Below are 17,747 nucleotides of genomic sequence, written 5' to 3' on the forward strand. Positions count from 1 at the left end.
ACGAGCAGTGCTGACGCGTTTGCCGCGCGCAGGGGGATAGGTCAAGCCGACACGCTTTTCGTCGGCTTGACCTATCCCCCTGGGTGTGGCTGCCTCGAGCACTGCTCGTGACGGGACCACCCCACGGGATCGCGACCAACGCACGCAACAGCAAGCCGCCCAACGCAACAGGCGTGCCATCAACCCGCAGACGGCGCCGGCCCGGTCCTTGATCAGTTGGCGGGGTTCGGGGCGGAGCCCCGCGCCTGAAACAGGAACCCGACTTTCGGACGTGTCGCCCCACCACCCAGCTCCGTACCGTCCCCCCGAGATTTCCAAGAGGGGGAAGACGAAGTGCGAAGAGCATTGGCAGGCGCAGCGGCGCTGGCTCTCATCACGGCAGCCCTGACAACCCCGGCCACAGCCACACCTCCGGCCCAGCCCGAAAAACAGGAAGCCCGCCAGTCCGACGAACAGCCCCACGAGCTGGAACTGAAGCGCCGAGCCTTGAAGCAGCAGGCGCTGGCTGACGTGCTGACCGGCCGGACGAAGACCGAGCAGCGAGGCACCAGCACCATCGCCAAGGTCGGCAAGAAGCAGACCAAGAACCAGCCCAAGGACCAGTACGTCGAACTCAAGCGGGAGAAGACCGACAAGATCTTCGTGATCCTGGCGGAGTTCGGCGACGAACGGCACCCCGACTACCCGGACCGCGACACCAGCCCGGGCACCCCGGGCCCGCAGCGGTTCGACGGGCCGGTGCACAACCAGATCCCCGAGCCGGACCGCTCGAAGGACAACACGACGATCTGGCACCCGGACTTCAGCCGCCAGTACTTCCAGGACCTGTACTTCTCCCGCAAGAAGGACGCCAACTCCGTCGCGAACTTCTACGACAAGCAGTCGAGCGGCCGCTACACGGTCGACGGCACCGTCACGGACTGGGTGAAGGTCAGGTACAACGAGGCGCGCTACGGCCGCAGCAACGGCTTCCCCTGCAACGACAACATCTGCAACAACTCGCGTGAGCTGATCAAGGACGCCGTCACGCGGTGGGTCGCGGACCAGCAGGCCGCCGGGAAGACCACCGCGCAGATCAAGGCCTCACTGGCCGACTACGACCAGTGGGACCGCTACGACTACGACGGTGACGGCGACTTCAACGAGCCGGACGGCTACATCGACCACTTCCAGATCGTGCACGCCGGCGGCGACCAAGCCGACGGGGACCCGTTGCAGGGTGAGGACGCGCTGTGGAGCCACCGCGGCTACGCGTTCAAGAACTACTCGACCGGGCCCGGCACCAACAAGCTCGGCGGCGCGCAGATCGGTGACACCGGCGTCTGGGTCGGCGACTACACCGTGCAGCCCGAGAACGGCGGCGTCAGCGTCTTCGCGCACGAGTTCGGCCACGACCTCGGCCTGCCCGACCACTACGACACCAACGGCGGCACGAACGGCGTCAACTGGTGGTCGATCATGGCCCAGAACCGGGTGAACGCGCCGGGCGAGGTTCCCGGTGAGCGCGCCAACGAGTTCTCCGCGTGGGACAAGCTCCAGCTCGGCTGGCTCGACTACGAGGTCGCGGTCGCCGGTCAGGAACGCGTCTTCGAGCTCGGCCCGCACGAGTACAACTCGGCCAAGGCCCAGGGGCTCGTCGTGGTGCTGCCCGACGTCTCCAAGTCGTTCGACTACGGCACCCCGTTCGCGGGTTCGAAGATGTGGTGGAGCGAGAAGGGCAACGACCTCGACAACTCCATGACCGTCCCGCTCGACCTGCGCGGCAGGACGTCGGCGTCGTTGACCATGAAGGCCCGCTACGACATCGAGGCCGACTACGACTACCTCTACGTCGAGGCGGCCAACTCCGACGGCAGCTGGACGCAGCTCGACGGCGTCGCGAACGGCGCGCCGTTCCAGCGCGACTCGGCCGACGCGCCGGCGCTCAGCTCGTCCTCCGGCGGGCAGTGGGTCGACCTGAGCGTCAACCTCGACGCCTACGCCGGCAAGGACACCAAGCTGCGCGTCGCGTACCGGACCGACGGCGCCTACGTGCTCGACGGGTTCTTCGCCGACGAGATCACCGTGACCGCCGACGGCGCACCGGTGCTGACGGACGGTGCCGAGACCACCGGTCCGTGGGTCACGCGCGGCTTCCGCACGACGGCGGGCAAGGAGACGAAGGCGTTCGACCAGTTCTACATCGCGTCGAACCGCACCTACGAGTCGTACGGCAAGTACAACAAGACGGGCCCCTACCGCTACAGCTTCCCGGACAAGCCCGACTTCGTGGAGCACTTCCCGTACCAGGACGGCCTGCTCGTCTCGCTGTGGAACACGAGCTACTTCGACAACAACACGAGCGAGCACCCCGGCGAGGGCCTGATCCTGCCCATCGACGCCAACCCGGCGCCGCTCTACAACCTGGAGGGCCAGCGCTGGTCGGCGACCGTCAGCGGCTACGACGCGCCGTTCGGTCTGCAGAAGTCGGACTCCTTCACGTTGCACGTCAACGGCAAGGCGTCCTACGTCCGCGGCGCGGCGGCACAGCCGACGTTCGACGACACCAAGCAGTTCTGGTTCGCCGAGCAGCCGGGTGCGGGCGTGAAGCTGCCGGCCGTCGGCGTCGGGCTGAAGGTGCTGCGCCAGAGCGGCACGTCGATGACCGTGAAGTTGTTCAGGACCGCCTGAACGCCCTTTGGGTAGCTTCAGGGGCATGACTTCTGCTGAGGACATGCTCGCCGTCGCGGTCGAAGAGGCGCGCACGGGACTCGCCGAGGGCGGGATCCCGATCGGAGCCGCCCTCTTCGACGGCGACGGCCGGCTGCTGGGCCGCGGCCACAACCGGCGCGTGCAGGACGGCGACGCGTCCATGCACGCGGAGACCTCCGCCTTCCGCGACGCGGGACGGCAGCGCAGCTACCGCGGCACGACCATGGTCACGACGCTGTCGCCCTGCTGGTACTGCAGCGGGCTGGTGCGCCAGTTCGGCATCTCGAACGTGCTCATCGGCGAGGCGACGACGTTCCACGGCGGCCACGACTGGCTGGCCGAGAACGGCGTCGGCATCACCGTCGTGGAGGACCCGGCGCTGGTCGAGCTGATGACGGCGTTCATCGCCGAACGCCCCGAGCTCTGGTACGAGGACATCGGGCAGGACTGAGACCCGTCGTCAGCCCGTGTAGCGCTCCGCCGCCTGGTCCACCGACCCCAGGATCGTGAACACCGCGTCCAGCCCGGTCGCCTCGATCGGGCGCAACGCGGCACGCGCGGACGCCACCACGACGAAGTCGACACCGACGCGGGAGGCGCGCTGCTGCCCCAGGACCAGGGCTTCGAGACCCGCCGATCCCAGGAAACGCACGCCGCCCAGGTCGACGACGACAGCGCGGTTCGCCTCCACCAGGTGGCTCTCCAGGGGACCGGTCAGCTGGCTGCTGCTCGTGGTGTCGAGCTCGCCGGACACGCGCAGCACGACGACGTCGGGCGCGATCCGGTCGGCGACCACGGAGGCCAGCGCGGAGGGGTCGTGCACGCTCTCTCCCTTCAAGAAGTCAACACCCCACGTTAATACGGCCGTGCGAGGCCGGCCAACGGCCCCTCAGCGAGGTGCGGCCGGCCTGCGCCGACGAGTGGACGTGCTGGGTGAGGCGCGCGTGCAGCTCGTGGCACACGGTGAAGCCGAGGCGCACGTCCTCCGGCGGGCACTGCACGGGCAGCAGCTGCGCGAACGGGTCACCGCCGATGGTGTCGACGGCGGTCAGGAACCCGACCAGCGCCCCCACCAGGCGGCGGTGGAAGCCGAACAACGACAGCGCGTTCGCGAGCGCCAGGGTCGGGCAGGGCATCTCGTCCACGCCGACGGACGGGTCGAGGTCGCGCAGCGTCACCGTGAACAGCACCGAATGGGTGCGGTCGGAGGAACGGGCGCCGTACGCGTCACCGTGGATGTCGCGCAGCGCGGAGTGCATCTCGCGGCGCGGCTGCCAGAACGCGTGGTGGCGGCGCAGCTCGGCGGTGCCTTCCGGCGACAGCGTGGCGGGCCAGGTCGTCTCGGTCAGCGTGCGCAGGCCCGCCTCCCAGCGCGACTCCAGCGCCGCGTGGAACTGGGCCAGCGCCGGGTGGTCCTGCCAGCCGTCGGCGACGTCGTCGAAGCCGCGCATCCGCAGCTCGTAGCAGATCCACAGCGACAGCTGGAGGTCGTCGTCCGCCCACACGTCCCTGGTGCCGCCGCTGACGAGCAGGGCGGGGCGCGGCAGCGGGGGCTCGCGCAGGGCTGCGACCAGAGCGGAGCTCATGTGGCCGCGGGGAGCGGGCAGGCGCATCAGGTTTCCTCACGCGTTCGGGCGACCAGGTCGTCCACAAGGGACTGCGGGTGGCGTCGCCGGCGGGCGGCACCGCAGCCGTTGTGGCACGACGAGCCGAGCTGCCGCTCCACAGTAGACAGAGCGCCGCGGTCGCGCAGAGCGGCCCCGGCGGAGTTCACGAGCGCCCGCCAACATGCCGCCCGCGGCACGGGGGCGTCCACCCGCCGTTCGGAGGGTTCCGCCACGAAGGGGGAGCGGACCACTTGGTCGCCGAGTGCGCGCACGACAAAAAGCGCCTGCTCCGCGAGGGGCGCAGGCCGCCTGGTGCCGGGGTTCATCAGCAGGAGAATCTGCTCGACCCCGACCGTGTGGTCGTTCATCGATTTGCGGGTACCCGGACGCCAAGCTGATCAATCTCGGAGCGACCACATGAGACTGCGCCGCAGCGACCCGGCAGGACCGGGCTGGACCCGACGCCGCCAGGGCAAGGGCTTCCGCTACCTCACCGCACAGGGCCAGACCCTCACCGCGGACGACATCACACGGGTGAAAGCGCTGGTCATCCCGCCCGCGTGGCGCGAGGTCTGGATCTCGCCGCACCCCAACGGCCACATCCAGGCCATCGGCTACGACGACGCCGGCCGCCGCCAGTACCTCTACCACGAGAAGTGGCGCACCGACCGGGACGCCGAGAAGTTCGACCGCGTCCTGCGGCTCGCGCCCCGCCTGGGCAAGTTCCGCGAGCAGATCGTCGCGGACATGCGGACGCGCGGCCGCAAGCGGTTGCTCGCCATCGCGCTGCGCATGCTCGACCTGGGCGTCTTCCGCGTCGGCCACGAGCAGTACGCGGAGGACAACGGCACCCACGGCGTCGCGACCCTGCTGTGCGAGCACCTCAGCGTGCGCGGCGACAAGGTCCGGTTCCGCTTCCCCGCCAAGCACGGCGTCCAGGTCGACGAGGAGCTGACCGACCCGCAGCTCGCGCGGGCCGTGAAGTCGTTGCTCACCAACCGCACGCCGGACTGCCGTGTCTTCGAGATCACCGCCGATGACGTGAACGAACGCTTCCGCGAGCTGGTCGGCGACGAGTTCAGCGCGAAGGACCTGCGCACCTGGCACGCCACGGTCCGGGCGGCCGAGGCGTTCGCCCACGAGCTGAAGGAACGCGGCAAGCCGTCGAAGCGGGCGGTCAGCGCGGTCATGAAGGAGGTGTCCGAGCACCTCGGCAACACCCCGGCCGTCGCGCGGAAGTCCTACGTGGACCCGCGCCTGGTCGACGCCTTCGAGAAGGGAGAGGTCATCGGCGGCGGCGACCCGGAGCGGGCGGTGCTGAGGTTCCTCAAGCGGCTTTGACGACCGCGACGCGGTCGCACTGGCGGCACCAGGCGGCGCCCTGGGCCGCCGCCAGTGCCGCGAACCCCGCGACCAGGTGCAGCGCGTTGCTGCCGGGGTTGACGTTGAGGAAGTTGACGACTTGGTCGTCGTAGCGGGCCATACCGAACCCGAAGGTGACCAGGCACGCCACCGCCACGAGCAGACCGGCTCCGCTCAACGCCTTCAACCGCCGGAACGCCAGCAGCAACGCCAGGCCGAACACCACGTGCAGCGTGTTCTGCAACGGGTTCACGCGCAGGCCGAGCAGCCACGTGTCGGCCTGGCCCGCGAAGCCGGAGAAGCCGGTGACGAGGAACCCGCCGAGCCCCCAGACGACGAGCAGCGCGCCGGTGCCGATCGCGAGCTTCTGGGGCCACCGCAACCGGGTCATGCCGTCAGTATCACTCGAACCGGACATTCCCGCTCACCTGTCTCACTCCTCCGCCAGCAGGTCGTGGCGGAGCTGCTCCAGCGACTTGGTGAGCAACCGCGACACGTGCATCTGGGAGATCCCCACGCGCCGCGCGATCTCCGTCTGGGTCAGCCGGCCGAAGAACCGCAGGACCACGATCGTCCGCTCCCGCCGGGGAAGGCCCCGCAGCATCGGCTGCAGGGCCTCGTGGATCTCGACCCCCTCCAGCGCCGGGTCGTCGACCGTCGACGCCTCCAAGGTGTCCAGCGGCGCGAAGGAGACGTTCTTCTCCACGCGCAGGCCCTCGTAGACGTCGGTCAGCGACACCCCGAGGTGCCGGGCGATCTCGGAGGGAGTGGGAGACCGCCCGGTCCGGTGCGACAGTTCGGCGGTGGCGCCGTCGATGGCGTCGCACAGCTCCTTGAGCCTGCGGGGCACGCGCACGGCCCAGCACTGGTCCCGGAAGTGACGCCGCACCTCGCCGGTGATCGTGGGCACGGCATAGGACAGGAAGTCCGTCTGCCTGCCCACGTCGAACCGGTCGATGGCGTTGATCAGTCCGACCGCGGCCACCTGAGCGAGGTCTTCCATGGGCTCGCCGCGTTCGCTGAAGCGGCGGGCGATGTGCCGGGCGAGCGGGAGGTACTCGCGCACCAGCCGGTCGCGCAGCGCGTAGTAGCGCGGCGTGTCACGGCCGGTGCGCGCGAGGTCCTCGAACGCCGCGTGCTGGTCTGGCGTCAACGTGCACCGCGATCAGACCTGGGGTGGCGGGGCGACGTCGCCACGCCATGCGCCGGTCTCGGTGCCGCGGTTCTCGATGAACTCCTTGAACCGCTTGAGGTCGCCCTCGATCCGGTGGCCGACCACACCCAGCGCGGCACCCGCCTTCTCGGTGAGGGTCTCGGGCTCGTACTCCATCTGGAGGTGAACCCTGGTCGTGTCGTTGTCCAGGCGGTGGAAGGTGACCACGCCGCCCTGCTGCGGGCCCTCGACGGTCGTCCACGCGACGCGCTCGTCGGGGTGCTGCTCGGTGATCTCGGCGTCGAACTCGCGGACGACCCCGCCGATCTTCGTGGTCCAGTGGGTCCTGGTGGGCGTGAGCTGGTCGATCTTCTCGACGCCGTCCATGAACGCCGGGAAGGATTCGAACTGGGTCCACTGGTTGTACGCCGTGCTCACGGGCACCTGGACGTCCACCGTCTTCTCAATGGTGGTCACGAAACCTCCTCCAAAGTTGGTGTCGGAAACGGAGTACCCGTGTAACGCGCTGTTACACATGCGACATCTGTCCACTGTGGACGGTCACGCTGCGTGGTGAGCCACTCGCGATCCGCGCATCACGAAATCGCCCACGGTGCGCAAATCGCTCTGTGATCCACGTCTCAGGGACGGCATACTGCTCGGTATGTTGCTGGCCTGAGGAGGCGCTGGTGCTCGAGGCGAACAACCTTGAGGTGGTCTACGACGACGTCATGCTGGTGCTCCGCGGCGTGAGCCTGCGGGTGCCGAAGGGCAAGGTCGTGGCCCTGCTCGGGGCCAACGGAGCGGGCAAGACCACCCTGATGAGGGCCTTCAGCGGGCTCCTCGACGTGCACGACGGCAAGGTCACCCGCGGTTCCATCACCCTCGACGGTGAACCGATCCACCGCCTTCCACCGGCGCGGATCGCCGAGCGCGGGGTCAAGCAGGCGCTCGAGGGCCGCCGGATCCTGTCCGAGCTGACCGTCGAGGAGAACCTCAAGGTCGGTGGCCACGCCCGCCCGAAGGGCCTGAGGTCGAACCTCGACCGCTGCTACGAGCTCTTCCCCCGGCTCCTGGAACGGCGAAGACAGAGCGCCGGCTACCTGTCGGGTGGCGAGCAGCAGATGCTCTCCATCGGCAGGGCGCTCATGTCCGAACCCTCCTACCTGCTGCTGGACGAACCCAGCCTCGGCCTCGCGCCGTTGCTCGTGCAGCAGATCCGCGACCTCGTCGTCAAGATCAACGAACAGGGCACCACGGTCCTGCTGGTCGAGCAGAACGCCGGCATGGCGCTGTCCATCGCCGACCACGGCTACGTCCTGGAGACCGGCAAGGTCGTCATGGACAAACCCGCCGAGGCGCTCCTCGCCGACGACGACATCCGCGAGTTCTACCTCGGTCTCGGCACCTCCTCGTTCCGTGCGGTCAAGCACTACAAGCGGCGGAAGCGGTGGTTGTCTTGAGCGTTCTCGAAGTCACCGGCGTCCGGCTCGCGTTCGACGGCGTGGTGGCCGTCGACGGGGTGTCGTTCACCGTCGAGGCCGGCGAGCTGTTCGCCGTCATCGGCCCGAACGGCGCGGGCAAGACGTCCATCTTCAACGTCCTGAGCGGCGTCTACCGGCCGCAGCAGGGCACCGTCCGGTTCCTGGGCGAGGACCTGGTCGGCATGCGGCCCCACCGCATCGCCGCGCGCGGCCTGGCCCGCACGTTCCAGAACATCGAGCTGTTCTCCCACCTCACCGTCGTCGACAACCTCATGCTCGGCCGCCACAACCACATGGACTACGGCGCGCTGTCGGCGTTCCTCTGGCTCGGCAGGGCCCGGAAGGAGGAGCTGAAGAACAGGGAGGCGGTGGAGGAGGTCATCGACTTCCTCGAACTGGAGCAGTGGCGCCGGTTCCCCGTCGGCCTGCTGCCCTACGGCGTGCAGAAGCGCGTCGAGCTGGGCAGGGCGCTCGCGATGGAACCGAAGCTGCTCCTGCTCGACGAGCCCGTCGCGGGCATGAACGCCGAGGAGACCGAGGACATGGCCCGGTTCATCCTCGACGTCCGCGAGGAGCTGGCCATCCCGATGATCATGGTCGAGCACGACATGGGCCTGGTCATGGACCTCGCGGACCGCGTGCTGGTCGTGGACTTCGGCCGCCCGATCCGCACCGGCACCCCGGCCGAGGTCCAGCAGGACCCGGACGTCATCCGCGCCTACCTCGGCGAGCAGCACCGGAGCGTGGCCTCATGACGACGACCGTGGTCACCCGCGTGAAGGACAGGGCCGCCGCCACGCCCGGTCAGATCGCGTTGCGCGCCAAGGACCTCGGAATCTGGCAGGAGGTCAGCTGGGCCGGGTACTGGTCGAACGTCGAGCTGGTCGGGCACGCGCTGCTCGCGCTGGGGCTGCGGCCGGGCGACCGCGTGGCGATCCACTGCGAGAACCGGCGCGAGTGGCTCTACGCCGACCTCGGCACCGTCGCCGCCCGCGGCGTCACGGTCGGGCTGTACCCGACGAACCCGCCGTCCGAGGTCGCCTACCTGCTGTCCCACTCGGGCGCGCGCATCCTCGTCGCCGAGGACCAGGAACAGGTCGACAAGGCGCTCGCGGTGCTGGAGGACGCGCCCGACCTGGAGTGGATCGTCTACGTCGAACCCCGCGGCATCAAGGGGCGGTACGACCACCCGAAGCTGATGTCCTGGGACGACTTCCTGGCGCTGGGCGCGCGCCACCGCGACACGTGCGGCGACGAGCTGTCCGAACGCATGGCGGGGACGACGCCGGACGACGTCATGACGTTGATCTACACCTCCGGCACCACCGGGCCGCCCAAGGGGGCGATGCTCACCGTGGCGAACGTCGAGTTCGCCGTCCACGTGCTGGTGGAGGGCGGCGGTTTCACTTCGCCACCGCCGTCCTCCGCCGACGTCACGCTGTCCTACCTGCCGCTGTGCCACGTCGCCGAGCGCATCTTCACGACGTGGTTCAGCGCGGCCAGCGGCGTGCAGGTGCACTTCGCCGAGTCGATCGAGACCGTGCAGGCGAACCTGCGCGAGGTGCAGCCGACGATCCTGTTCGGCGTCCCCCGGATCTGGGAGAAGGTGCTGGCGGGCGTCATGATCAGCGTCTCCGGTGCCGGGTGGCTCAAGCGCGCGGTCACCCGGTTCTGGCTGCGCAGAGCGGAGAGCGTCGGCGAGACGCTCGTCCGCACCGGCGGGCGGCACACGGGCCGGAGCAGGTTCGTCTACGCGCTGGGCTGGCTGTTCTGCTTCCGCGCGCTGAAGGCCCGGATCGGCATGCGGCACGTCCGCTACGCCGCGTCCGGTGCCGCGCCGATCGCGCCGGACGTGCTGAAGTTCTTCATGGGCATCGGGGTGCCGATGCACGAGGTCTACGGCATGACCGAGAACACCGCCGTGGCAACGGGAAACCGGCCGGGACGGGTCAAGGTCGGCACGGTCGGCGAACCGCAGCCCGGCACCGAGCTGCGGATCGACGACGAGACCGGCGAGATCCTCACCCGGCACGGCGGCACGTTCTCCGGCTACTGGCGGGATCCCGACGCCACGGCGCGGGTGCTCACCGACGGCTGGCTGCGCACCGGCGACGTCGGCGAGTGGGTCGACGGCACGCACGTGAAGATCACCGACCGGATGAAGGACATCATCATCACCGCCGGTGGCAAGAACATCGCGCCGTCGGAGCTCGAGAACGCGCTCAAGACGTCCCCGTACGTCAAGGAAGCCGTCGTGATCGGCGACCAGCGGGCGTACCTCGTCGCGTTGATCGGCATCGAGTACGAGACGGTCGGCCACTGGGCCCGGCAGCGCAGGATCTCCTACACCACCTACCGGGACCTGTCGGAGAAGGAGGAGGTCCGGGAGCTGGTGCAGACCGTCGTCACCGAGGTGAACTCCAGGTTCGCCCAGGTCGAGCAGATCAAGAAGTTCCGGATGTTCCCGAAGGAGCTCGACCACGAGGACGGCGAGCTCACCGCTACCCAGAAGGTGAAGCGGTCCGCGCTCGGCAAGATGTTCGGGGAGCTCGTGGACTCCATGTACGGGGGTGCGCCCCGTGGATGAGTTCCTGCAGTCGTTGGTCCGCGGGCTCGGCACCGGGTCGATCTACTCGCTGCTCGCGCTCGGCTTCGTGATCATCTACAAGTCGACGCAGGTGATCAGCTTCGCGCAGCCGGCGTTCATGCTCGCCGGCGCGGTGCTGGTCTCCTACCTCGCGCCCGCCGTGTCGTTCTTCGGCGCGGTGCTGGTCGCCGCCGTCGTGATCGCGGTGCTGGCGCTGGGCGTCGAACGCACGGTGCTGCGGCCGATGGTCGGCAAGCCGGTGTTCGTCGTCGCGATCATCACGATCGGCGTGGACGTCGTGGTCCGGGTGGTGACCAACGCGTTCATCGGTCTCGACGTGCGCCAGGTCGGCGACCCGTGGGGGCTGGACACGATCGGCCTGCTCGGCGTCGAGGTCCAGCAGCGGTACCTGGTGATGATCGCGACCACCGCCGTCGTGACCGCCGCGCTGTTCGCGTTCTTCCGGTACTCGCGGATCGGCCTCGCGATGCGGGCGGTCGCGTACGACCAGGAGGTGGCGCTGGCGCAGGGGATCTCGGTCGGGTCGGTGTTCGCGCTGTCGTGGGCGCTGGCCGGCGGGCTCGCCGCGCTGGCCGGTGTGTTCGTGGCGACCGGTGCCGGTGTCGACCAGCAGCTGTGGATCGTGGCGCTCAAGGCGTTGCCCGCGATCATCCTCGGCGGCCTGGAGTCGCTGGGAGGGGCGGTGGTCGGCGGCCTCGCGGTCGGGGTCGTCGAGTCGCTCTTCGGCACCTACCAGGGCGACTTCGCGCCGTGGCTCGGGCCGAACTTCGGGCTGGTCGCGCCGTACGCGTTGATGCTGCTCGTGTTGCTGGTCAGACCGTACGGGTTGTTCGGCAAGCGAGAGGTGGAACGGCTGTGAGGGGTCTCCGAGGAAGGCCGGAGCTGTACACCTCCTACGCGCAGGACATGGCGTTCCTGAACACGCGGCCGAAGCGCGCGTGGACGGGCGGGCTGGTCGTCTTCGCCCTGCTGGTCCCGTTCCTCATCACCGACGACCTGCTCCAGCTGCTCGCGACGGGGTTCGTGGCGGCGATCGGCGCGATCGGGCTGAACATCGTCACGGGGTACGCGGGCCAGGTGTCGCTGGGCCACGCGTTCTTCCTCGCGATCGGCGCCTACACGGGTGCGGCGCTGTCCGGGCCGGAGACCGGGCGGGTGATCGGGTTCGGCATCACGTCGCTGCCGGTCTGGCTGCTGGCCTCCGGTCTGGTGGCCGCGTTGTTCGGCGTCCTGGTGGCACCGGTGGCGGTGCGGCTGCGCGGCCTCTACCTCGCGATCGTCACGCTGGGACTGGTCTTCCTGGGAGAGCACGTGTTCCGGGAGTGGACGTCGCTGACCGGCGGCCCCGGCGTCGGGCGGCAGGCGGCGATCCCCGAGCTCTTCGGGGTGCGGCTCGACAGGGACAACGCCGTGTTCACGGCGGCACAACAGCTCTACCTCGTGATGTTCGTGCTGCTGGTGGTCTTCGGCGTGCTGGCGCGCAACCTCGTCCGCTCACGGGTCGGACGGGCGTTCGCGGCGGTGCGGGACCGCGACCTGGCCGCGTCGGTGATCGGCGTGGACCTCACCAGGTACAAGGTCCTGGCGTTCGCGGTGTCCGCGTTCTACGCGGGTGTCGCGGGCGCGTTGTTGTTCGTGGTGAACGGGTTCTTCGATCCCGGCTCGTTCAACCTGCTGTTGTCAGTGCAGTACATCGCGATGGTGCTCATCGGCGGCGCGGGCACCATCTCGGGAGCGGTCATGGGCGCTCTCTTCATCACTCTGCTGCCACGCATCACTCGGGAACTGCCCGCGGTGCTGCCGTTCATCAGCGGTGACGCGACCGGCGCGGTCACGGTCTTCCAGGTGGAGGCCGTGCTCTACGGCGTGCTCATCATCGTGTTCCTCATCGTCGAGCCACGCGGTTTGTTCGGCATCTGGGTCCGCGTCCGCAACTACTGGCGCACCTGGCCGTTCTCGTACTAGGGAGAGAATCCTCATGTCCGGTAAGAGATTCGCGCTGTTGGCCGTGGCGGTGCTCGCCCTCGCCTCGTGCCGGGGCGGCGACGGCGCCGCCCCGCAGGAGGGCGCGGGCGGCATCAAGGTCGACTTCGGCGTGACGAAGGAACCGTGCCCGCAGCCCGTGGACAAGTCGAAGGGCTGCATCTACCTCGGCACGATCTCGGACCTCACCGAGGGCCCGTTCAAGACGCTGGCGGTGCCGATCACGGACTCGCAGAAGGCGTTCTGGAAGCGCGTCAACGACAAGGGCGGCATCGGCGGCTACGAGGTCGACGTCACCAAGTACGTCAAGGACAACAAGTACAACCCGCAGATCCACAACCAGGTCTACCAGGAGATCAAGGGAAACGTCCTGGCGCTGACGCAGACCCTGGGTTCGCCGACCACCGCGGCGATCCTGCCGGACCTCGAGAACAGCCAGATGGTGTCGGTGCCCGCGTCGTGGACCTCGTTGTGGGGCTTCGAGGAGGTCGTGCTGGAGTCCGGCGCGAACTACTGCGTCGAGTCCATGAACACCGTCGACTACGCCGTCGACAAGCTGGGCGCGAAGTCCGTGATGGCCGTGCACCTCGCCGGTGACTACGGCGACGACGCGGCCGCGGGCGCCAAGATCGCCGCGGAGAAGCGCGGGGTGACGTTCGAGAGCGTGACCACGCAGACCGGCCAGGACAACCAGGCCGGCGCGATCGACGCCGTGGTGAGCAAGAAGCCCGACCTCGTCGTGATCACCACCGGACCGACCGACGCGGCCGTGGTCATCGGCCAGGCGGCGGCCCGCGGTTACAAGGGCAAGTTCATCGGCACGTCGCCGACGTGGAACCAGGGCCTGCTGAAGTCGCCGGCCGCGGCCGCGATCAAGGCGATGTACCTGCAGTCGGCGCCGTGGAAGGCGTGGGCCACCGAGTCCGTCGGCCACACCGCGCTGCGCGCCGGCCTGCCGGGCGTGACGCCGAACGACGGGTACACCGCCGGCTGGGTGTGGGCGTACCCGTTGAAGGCGGCGCTGGAGAAGGCCGCGGCCAACAAGGACCTGACGCGCGCCGGCGTGCTGACCGCCGTGCGGCAGCTCACCTCCGTGGACTACGAGGGGATGCTCCCTTCGGGTGCAGGCAATTTCTCCGCTTCGCCCCAGGACGCGGCTTTCCGCCAGACGCTCATCTACAAGCCCGACGAGGCGGCCCCGACCGGGGTTTCGCTGGTGGAGGAGTTCTTCACCGGTCCGACGGCGAAGGATTTCAAGTTCGAGAAGCCCTGCTACCAGTGAGTCCGAACGGGTGACACTCCACGCTGACTCCAGTGCCCCCTGGCTAGTCTCGTTGCGGGAGTTTTGCTAGGAGGTTGCAGCGGTGTTGTCGTGCGTTGAAGTTCGCCGATCCGCGGGAGGCCTCCGGTTGTTCGTCCGTCCCCCGGCCGCGCTGCGCTGGAGCGCGCGGCTGGGGTACGAACGGGTGTCGGAGCTGTTGGCCGCGATCCGGGAGGCCGAGTCGTGCTCGGTGCCGGACGTGGCGTTGAGGTACGTGCCCGACCAGCGCACCGGGGAGGCGGAACTGGCCTGCGAGACCGGGTCCGTCCACCTGGACGCGGACGACGTGTCCGCGTTGCACGACGCGTTGCGCGCGCACATGCCGGACAGGATGAGGCCCCTGCCCGCGTAGTTCCCGGCTGCCCTTTGGGGCAGCCAACGGTGTCCGCCGGGACGTCGGTGCGTTGATGGTTCCCGGCACCGCGCCGCGCGATCGTGGACGGTGTGATCCACGAGGTTGACGAGGCTCTGCGTCGCCTGGTCCGCGACGAGGCGTTGCGCGGTTCGGACCTGGAGGTCGCGTTCGACGCGCCGACCAAGGACTGGGCGGCGCGTCGGAACGCGCCCACGGTCAACATCTACCTCTACGACATCCGCGAGGACGTCAAACGGCGTCAGCGCGGGCTGCTCAACGAGTACGACGCGCAGGGACAGGTCGCGGCGCGGCACCTGCCACCGCGGCACATGAAGCTGTCGTACCTCGTCACGGCGTGGACGCAACGGTCGGAGGACGAGCACCGGCTGCTGTCGGACCTGCTCATGGGGTTCATCGGACACGACGCCGTGCCACCGGGGTTGCTCGGCGGGTCCTTGGCGGAGCTCGCGCTGCCCGTGCCGATGACGGTCGCGCTGCCGCCGCCGGAGGACAGGGCGTTCGCGGACGTCTGGAGCGCGCTGGGCGGCGAGCTGAAGCCGTCGCTGGACGTCGTGGTGTCGGCACCGGTGTCGTCCGGCCGCAGGTTCGCCGCCGGGCCGCCCGTGCGCGAGGGCGTCGAGCTGCGCTCCGGCTCGGACCGGGTGCGGCACAACGTCTCCGCCGACGGCGTGTCGATGCGCAGGGTGGCGCCATGATCTTCGAGCGCATGGCGGGGCTGGAGCGGCGGATCCGGATGGCGGTGGCCGCGCGCCGCGCCACGGACCCGAACCCCGACGACCCGTTCCGCGGGCTCTACCTGTCGGACGAGGTCATCGAGGCGTTGCTGGACAGCGGGAGGGAACCGTTCGCGCCGTTCACCGAGACGGTCGCGGACGGGCGGCTCGGCCGGCTGGCCGCGCGAGCGCGACTGTCCGAAGTGGACGTGGAGCTGCTCCTCGTGGCGCTGGCGCCGGACGTGGACAGCAGGTTCGAGCAGTTCTACGGCTACCTGAACGACGACGTGACGCGCCGCCGTGCCACCGTCGGCCTGGCGTTGCGGTTGTGCGGGCTCGCGGAGGCCTCACCGCAGGGGCGGTCGCGGCTCGACCACGGCAGTCCGCTGGTGCGGTGCGGGCTGGTGGCGGTGGAGGACCCGGAACGGCCGTTGCTCGGCAGGTCGCTGCGGGTGCCCGACCGGGTGGGCGCGCACCTGCTGGGGGACGACCGGCCGGACCCGCTGCTGACCGACTTCGTGACGCTGCCGGGGAACCCGGTGCGGATGCCGGGTGACGACCGGCTGGCCCGCGGCATCGAACGCGGGGTGCGGCTCGTCTACCTGCGCGAGCACCCCGGTGGCGGCGCGGCGGAACTGGCCGTGGCGGCGCTGGCGCGGGCCGGCTTCCCGGCGTTGCTGGTCGAGGCGGGACGGCTGGCCGACCCGCTGGCGGTGACGCGCGAGGCGTTGCTGCGCAGCGCGGGGATCGTCGTCGGCCCGGTGGACGCGCAGTTCGCGCTGGACCCGTTGCTGCACGAGGAGATCCCGGTGATCGCGTACGGGTCCGGGGCCTGGGAGCCGCGCTGGACGCGGACGCCGCCGTTGCAGCACGACGCGGTGCAGGTGCCGTTCGACGTGCGGGTCGCGTTGTGGCGCGGCGAGCTCGACGGCAAGCTCGCCGCCGGCATCGACCCGGCCGAGGTGACCGCGCACTTCGTGCTCGGACCGACCCAGATCAGCAGGGCGGCGAACGCGGCCGCGGTGTCGGCGCTCGCCGACAACGGGCTCATCGACGTCACGCACCTGCGGGCCGGCGCGCGCAGCCAGAACGCCGGTGGCCTGCAACGGCTCGCGCGGCGCATCGAACCCGCGGTGGGCTGGCGCGACCTGGTGCTGCCCGTGCCGATCACGGCGCTGCTGCACGAGCTGGCGGCCAGGGCGAAGCACCGCGACCGCGTGATCGACGAGTGGCGGATGCGGCCCGGCGGAGGACGGGGACGTGGCGTTACGGCGTTGTTCGCCGGCGACTCGGGGACCGGCAAGACCATGTCCGCCGAGGTGGTCGCGGCGTCGCTCGGCCTCGACCTCTACACGGTCAACCTGGCGACGGTGGTGGACAAGTACGTCGGCGAGACCGAGAAGAACCTGGAGCGGATCTTCGTCGAGGCGGCCGGGGTGAACGGCGTGCTGCTGTTCGACGAGGCCGACGCGATCTTCGGCAAGCGTTCCGAGGTCCGCGACGCGAACGACCGGTACGCGAACATCGAGAGCGCGTACCTGTTGCAGCGCATGGAGTCGTTCGACGGGATCGCGGTGCTGGCGACGAACCTGCGCGCGAACCTCGACGACGCGTTCACCCGCCGGCTCGACGTGATCGTGGACTTCCCGCTGCCGGACGCGGACCTGCGGCGCGGCCTGTGGGACCGCTGCCTCGGCCCGGCGGTGCCGCGGTCGGCCGACGTGGACCTCGACTTCCTCGCGGAGTCGTTCGAGCTGGCCGGCGGGCACATCCGCTCGGCGGCGGTGACGGCGGCCTACCTCGCGGCCGCGGCGGGGCACGTCGTCGGCATGGCCGAGCTGATCGGCGCCGTCGCGCGCGAGTACCGCAAGCTCGGCCGGCTGGTCGGGCAGCGCGAGTTCGGCCGCTACTTCGAACTGGCAACGGAGAGAGAAGGTTGTGATGCGCGGGCACGAACATGAGCACGAGGAGTCGGCGCACTCCCGCGGCGACCGGCTCCCGCAGGAGGACACCGGCCTGCTGGGCCGGGCCGCCGTGGCCGGGCGCACCGACGTGCTCGGCCCGTCCGGCGTGCTCGGCCTGCAACGCGCCGTGGGCAACGCGAGCGTCACCGACGTCGTCTCGTCCGGGGGTTCGCCGCTGGACGCGGGCGTGCGCGAGGACATGGAAGGCCGCTTCGGGCAGGACTTCTCCGACGTCCGTGTGCACACCGGCTCGGCCGCGCACGACTCGGCGAAGTCGGTGAACGCCCACGCCTACACCGTCGGGTCGAACATCGTGTTCCAGCGCGAGAGGTACGACCCGTCCTCGGACTCCGGCAAGCACATGCTGGCGCACGAGCTGACGCACGTGGTGCAGCAGCGGTCCGGCCCGGTCGAGGGCACGGACAACGGCGGCGGCGTGAAGGTCAGCAACCCGTCCGACCGGTTCGAGCGCGAGGCCGTCGCCA

At 69.8% G+C, this 17,747-nt stretch carries 19 protein-coding genes; 13 read left to right on the plus strand and 6 right to left on the minus strand.

Annotated elements, in window-relative coordinates:
- Positions 1-486 precede the first annotated feature (486 nt).
- A complete protein-coding gene (locus VF330_RS15860; protein ID WP_330852358.1) occupies positions 487-2,670 on the plus strand; it encodes an immune inhibitor A domain-containing protein in 2,184 nt (727 codons plus the stop codon).
- Positions 2,671-2,695: 25 nt separating this feature from the next.
- A complete protein-coding gene (locus tag VF330_RS15865) occupies positions 2,696-3,142 on the plus strand; it encodes a nucleoside deaminase (RefSeq protein ID WP_330852359.1) in 447 nt (148 codons plus the stop codon).
- A gap of 9 nt (positions 3,143-3,151) precedes the next feature.
- Here VF330_RS15865 and VF330_RS15870 read toward each other — a convergent pair whose 3' ends face one another.
- From VF330_RS15870 to VF330_RS15880, 3 genes are read right to left on the minus strand one after another with little or no spacing between them, the layout of a single operon-like run.
- Positions 3,152-3,514 (minus strand): STAS domain-containing protein, encoded by a 363-nt coding sequence (locus tag VF330_RS15870; protein WP_330852360.1) that lies wholly within the window; start codon positions 3,512-3,514, stop codon positions 3,152-3,154.
- Between the two features lie 19 nt (positions 3,515-3,533).
- Positions 3,534-4,304: an iron-containing redox enzyme family protein gene (locus tag VF330_RS15875; protein ID WP_330852361.1), complete on the minus strand. Its 771-nt coding sequence runs from the start codon at positions 4,302-4,304 to the stop codon at positions 3,534-3,536.
- The gene (locus tag VF330_RS15880) at positions 4,304-4,666 is read right to left on the minus strand and encodes a hypothetical protein (protein ID WP_330852362.1); all 363 of its coding nucleotides are present in this window, start codon (positions 4,664-4,666) and stop codon (positions 4,304-4,306) included. Before VF330_RS15880 ends, VF330_RS15875 begins: the two co-directional genes overlap by 1 nt.
- A gap of 49 nt (positions 4,667-4,715) precedes the next feature.
- Between VF330_RS15880 and VF330_RS15885 the strand changes: the two genes are divergently transcribed.
- The gene (locus VF330_RS15885; protein ID WP_330852363.1) at positions 4,716-5,639 is read left to right on the plus strand and encodes a DNA topoisomerase IB; all 924 of its coding nucleotides are present in this window, start codon (positions 4,716-4,718) and stop codon (positions 5,637-5,639) included.
- Here VF330_RS15885 and VF330_RS15890 read toward each other — a convergent pair.
- Genes VF330_RS15890 through VF330_RS15900 form a run of 3 tightly spaced genes read right to left on the minus strand, consistent with a single transcriptional unit; the run spans position 5,626 to position 7,290 of the window.
- Complete coding sequence (locus VF330_RS15890; RefSeq protein WP_330852364.1) at positions 5,626-6,051, minus strand: DUF4383 domain-containing protein; 426 nt, start codon at positions 6,049-6,051, stop codon at positions 5,626-5,628. The two genes, VF330_RS15885 and VF330_RS15890, sit on opposite strands and share 14 nt — an antisense overlap.
- 42 nt (positions 6,052-6,093) lie before the next feature.
- On the minus strand, positions 6,094-6,813 hold the full coding sequence (locus VF330_RS15895; RefSeq protein WP_330852365.1) for a SigB/SigF/SigG family RNA polymerase sigma factor: 720 nt from the start codon (positions 6,811-6,813) through the stop codon (positions 6,094-6,096).
- 12 nt (positions 6,814-6,825) lie between these two features.
- The gene (locus tag VF330_RS15900; RefSeq protein ID WP_325524151.1) at positions 6,826-7,290 is read right to left on the minus strand and encodes an SRPBCC family protein; all 465 of its coding nucleotides are present in this window, start codon (positions 7,288-7,290) and stop codon (positions 6,826-6,828) included.
- 212 nt (positions 7,291-7,502) lie between these two features.
- On the opposite strand from VF330_RS15900, the gene VF330_RS15905 reads away from it, so the two are divergent.
- From VF330_RS15905 to VF330_RS15950, 10 genes are all read left to right on the plus strand, one after another.
- Positions 7,503-8,276, plus strand: coding sequence for an ABC transporter ATP-binding protein (locus VF330_RS15905; protein WP_330852366.1), 774 nt, complete (start codon positions 7,503-7,505; stop codon positions 8,274-8,276).
- Positions 8,273-9,052 (plus strand): ABC transporter ATP-binding protein, encoded by a 780-nt coding sequence (locus tag VF330_RS15910; protein WP_330852367.1) that lies wholly within the window; start codon positions 8,273-8,275, stop codon positions 9,050-9,052. The genes VF330_RS15905 and VF330_RS15910 overlap by 4 nt, the downstream gene beginning before the upstream one ends.
- Positions 9,049-10,884 carry an AMP-dependent synthetase/ligase gene (locus VF330_RS15915; protein ID WP_330852368.1) on the plus strand — a complete coding sequence of 612 codons (1,836 nt, stop codon included), beginning with the start codon at positions 9,049-9,051 and terminating at the stop codon, positions 10,882-10,884. The genes VF330_RS15910 and VF330_RS15915 overlap by 4 nt, the downstream gene beginning before the upstream one ends.
- The gene (locus VF330_RS15920; RefSeq protein ID WP_330852369.1) at positions 10,877-11,764 is read left to right on the plus strand and encodes a branched-chain amino acid ABC transporter permease; all 888 of its coding nucleotides are present in this window, start codon (positions 10,877-10,879) and stop codon (positions 11,762-11,764) included. The genes VF330_RS15915 and VF330_RS15920 overlap by 8 nt, the downstream gene beginning before the upstream one ends.
- Complete coding sequence (locus VF330_RS15925; RefSeq protein WP_330852370.1) at positions 11,761-12,870, plus strand: branched-chain amino acid ABC transporter permease; 1,110 nt, start codon at positions 11,761-11,763, stop codon at positions 12,868-12,870. The genes VF330_RS15920 and VF330_RS15925 overlap by 4 nt, the downstream gene beginning before the upstream one ends.
- 13 nt (positions 12,871-12,883) lie before the next feature.
- Entirely contained in the window at positions 12,884-14,170 is a 1,287-nt protein-coding gene (locus VF330_RS15930) for an ABC transporter substrate-binding protein (protein WP_330852371.1), read from the plus strand.
- A gap of 127 nt (positions 14,171-14,297) precedes the next feature.
- On the plus strand, positions 14,298-14,561 hold the full coding sequence (locus VF330_RS15935) for a hypothetical protein (RefSeq protein WP_330852372.1): 264 nt from the start codon (positions 14,298-14,300) through the stop codon (positions 14,559-14,561).
- 92 nt (positions 14,562-14,653) lie between these two features.
- A complete protein-coding gene (locus VF330_RS15940; RefSeq protein ID WP_330852373.1) occupies positions 14,654-15,280 on the plus strand; it encodes a DUF4255 domain-containing protein in 627 nt (208 codons plus the stop codon).
- Positions 15,277-17,259: an ATP-binding protein gene (locus VF330_RS15945; protein WP_330852374.1), complete on the plus strand. Its 1,983-nt coding sequence runs from the start codon at positions 15,277-15,279 to the stop codon at positions 17,257-17,259. The genes VF330_RS15940 and VF330_RS15945 overlap by 4 nt, the downstream gene beginning before the upstream one ends.
- Positions 17,240-17,747: DUF4157 domain-containing protein (locus tag VF330_RS15950; RefSeq protein WP_330852375.1), on the plus strand; the 508-nt coding region annotated here is incomplete at its 3' end. The genes VF330_RS15945 and VF330_RS15950, both read left to right, overlap by 20 nt.

The organism is Lentzea sp. (genome assembly GCF_036380075.1).
Taxonomy (GTDB): domain Bacteria; phylum Actinomycetota; class Actinomycetes; order Mycobacteriales; family Pseudonocardiaceae; genus Lentzea.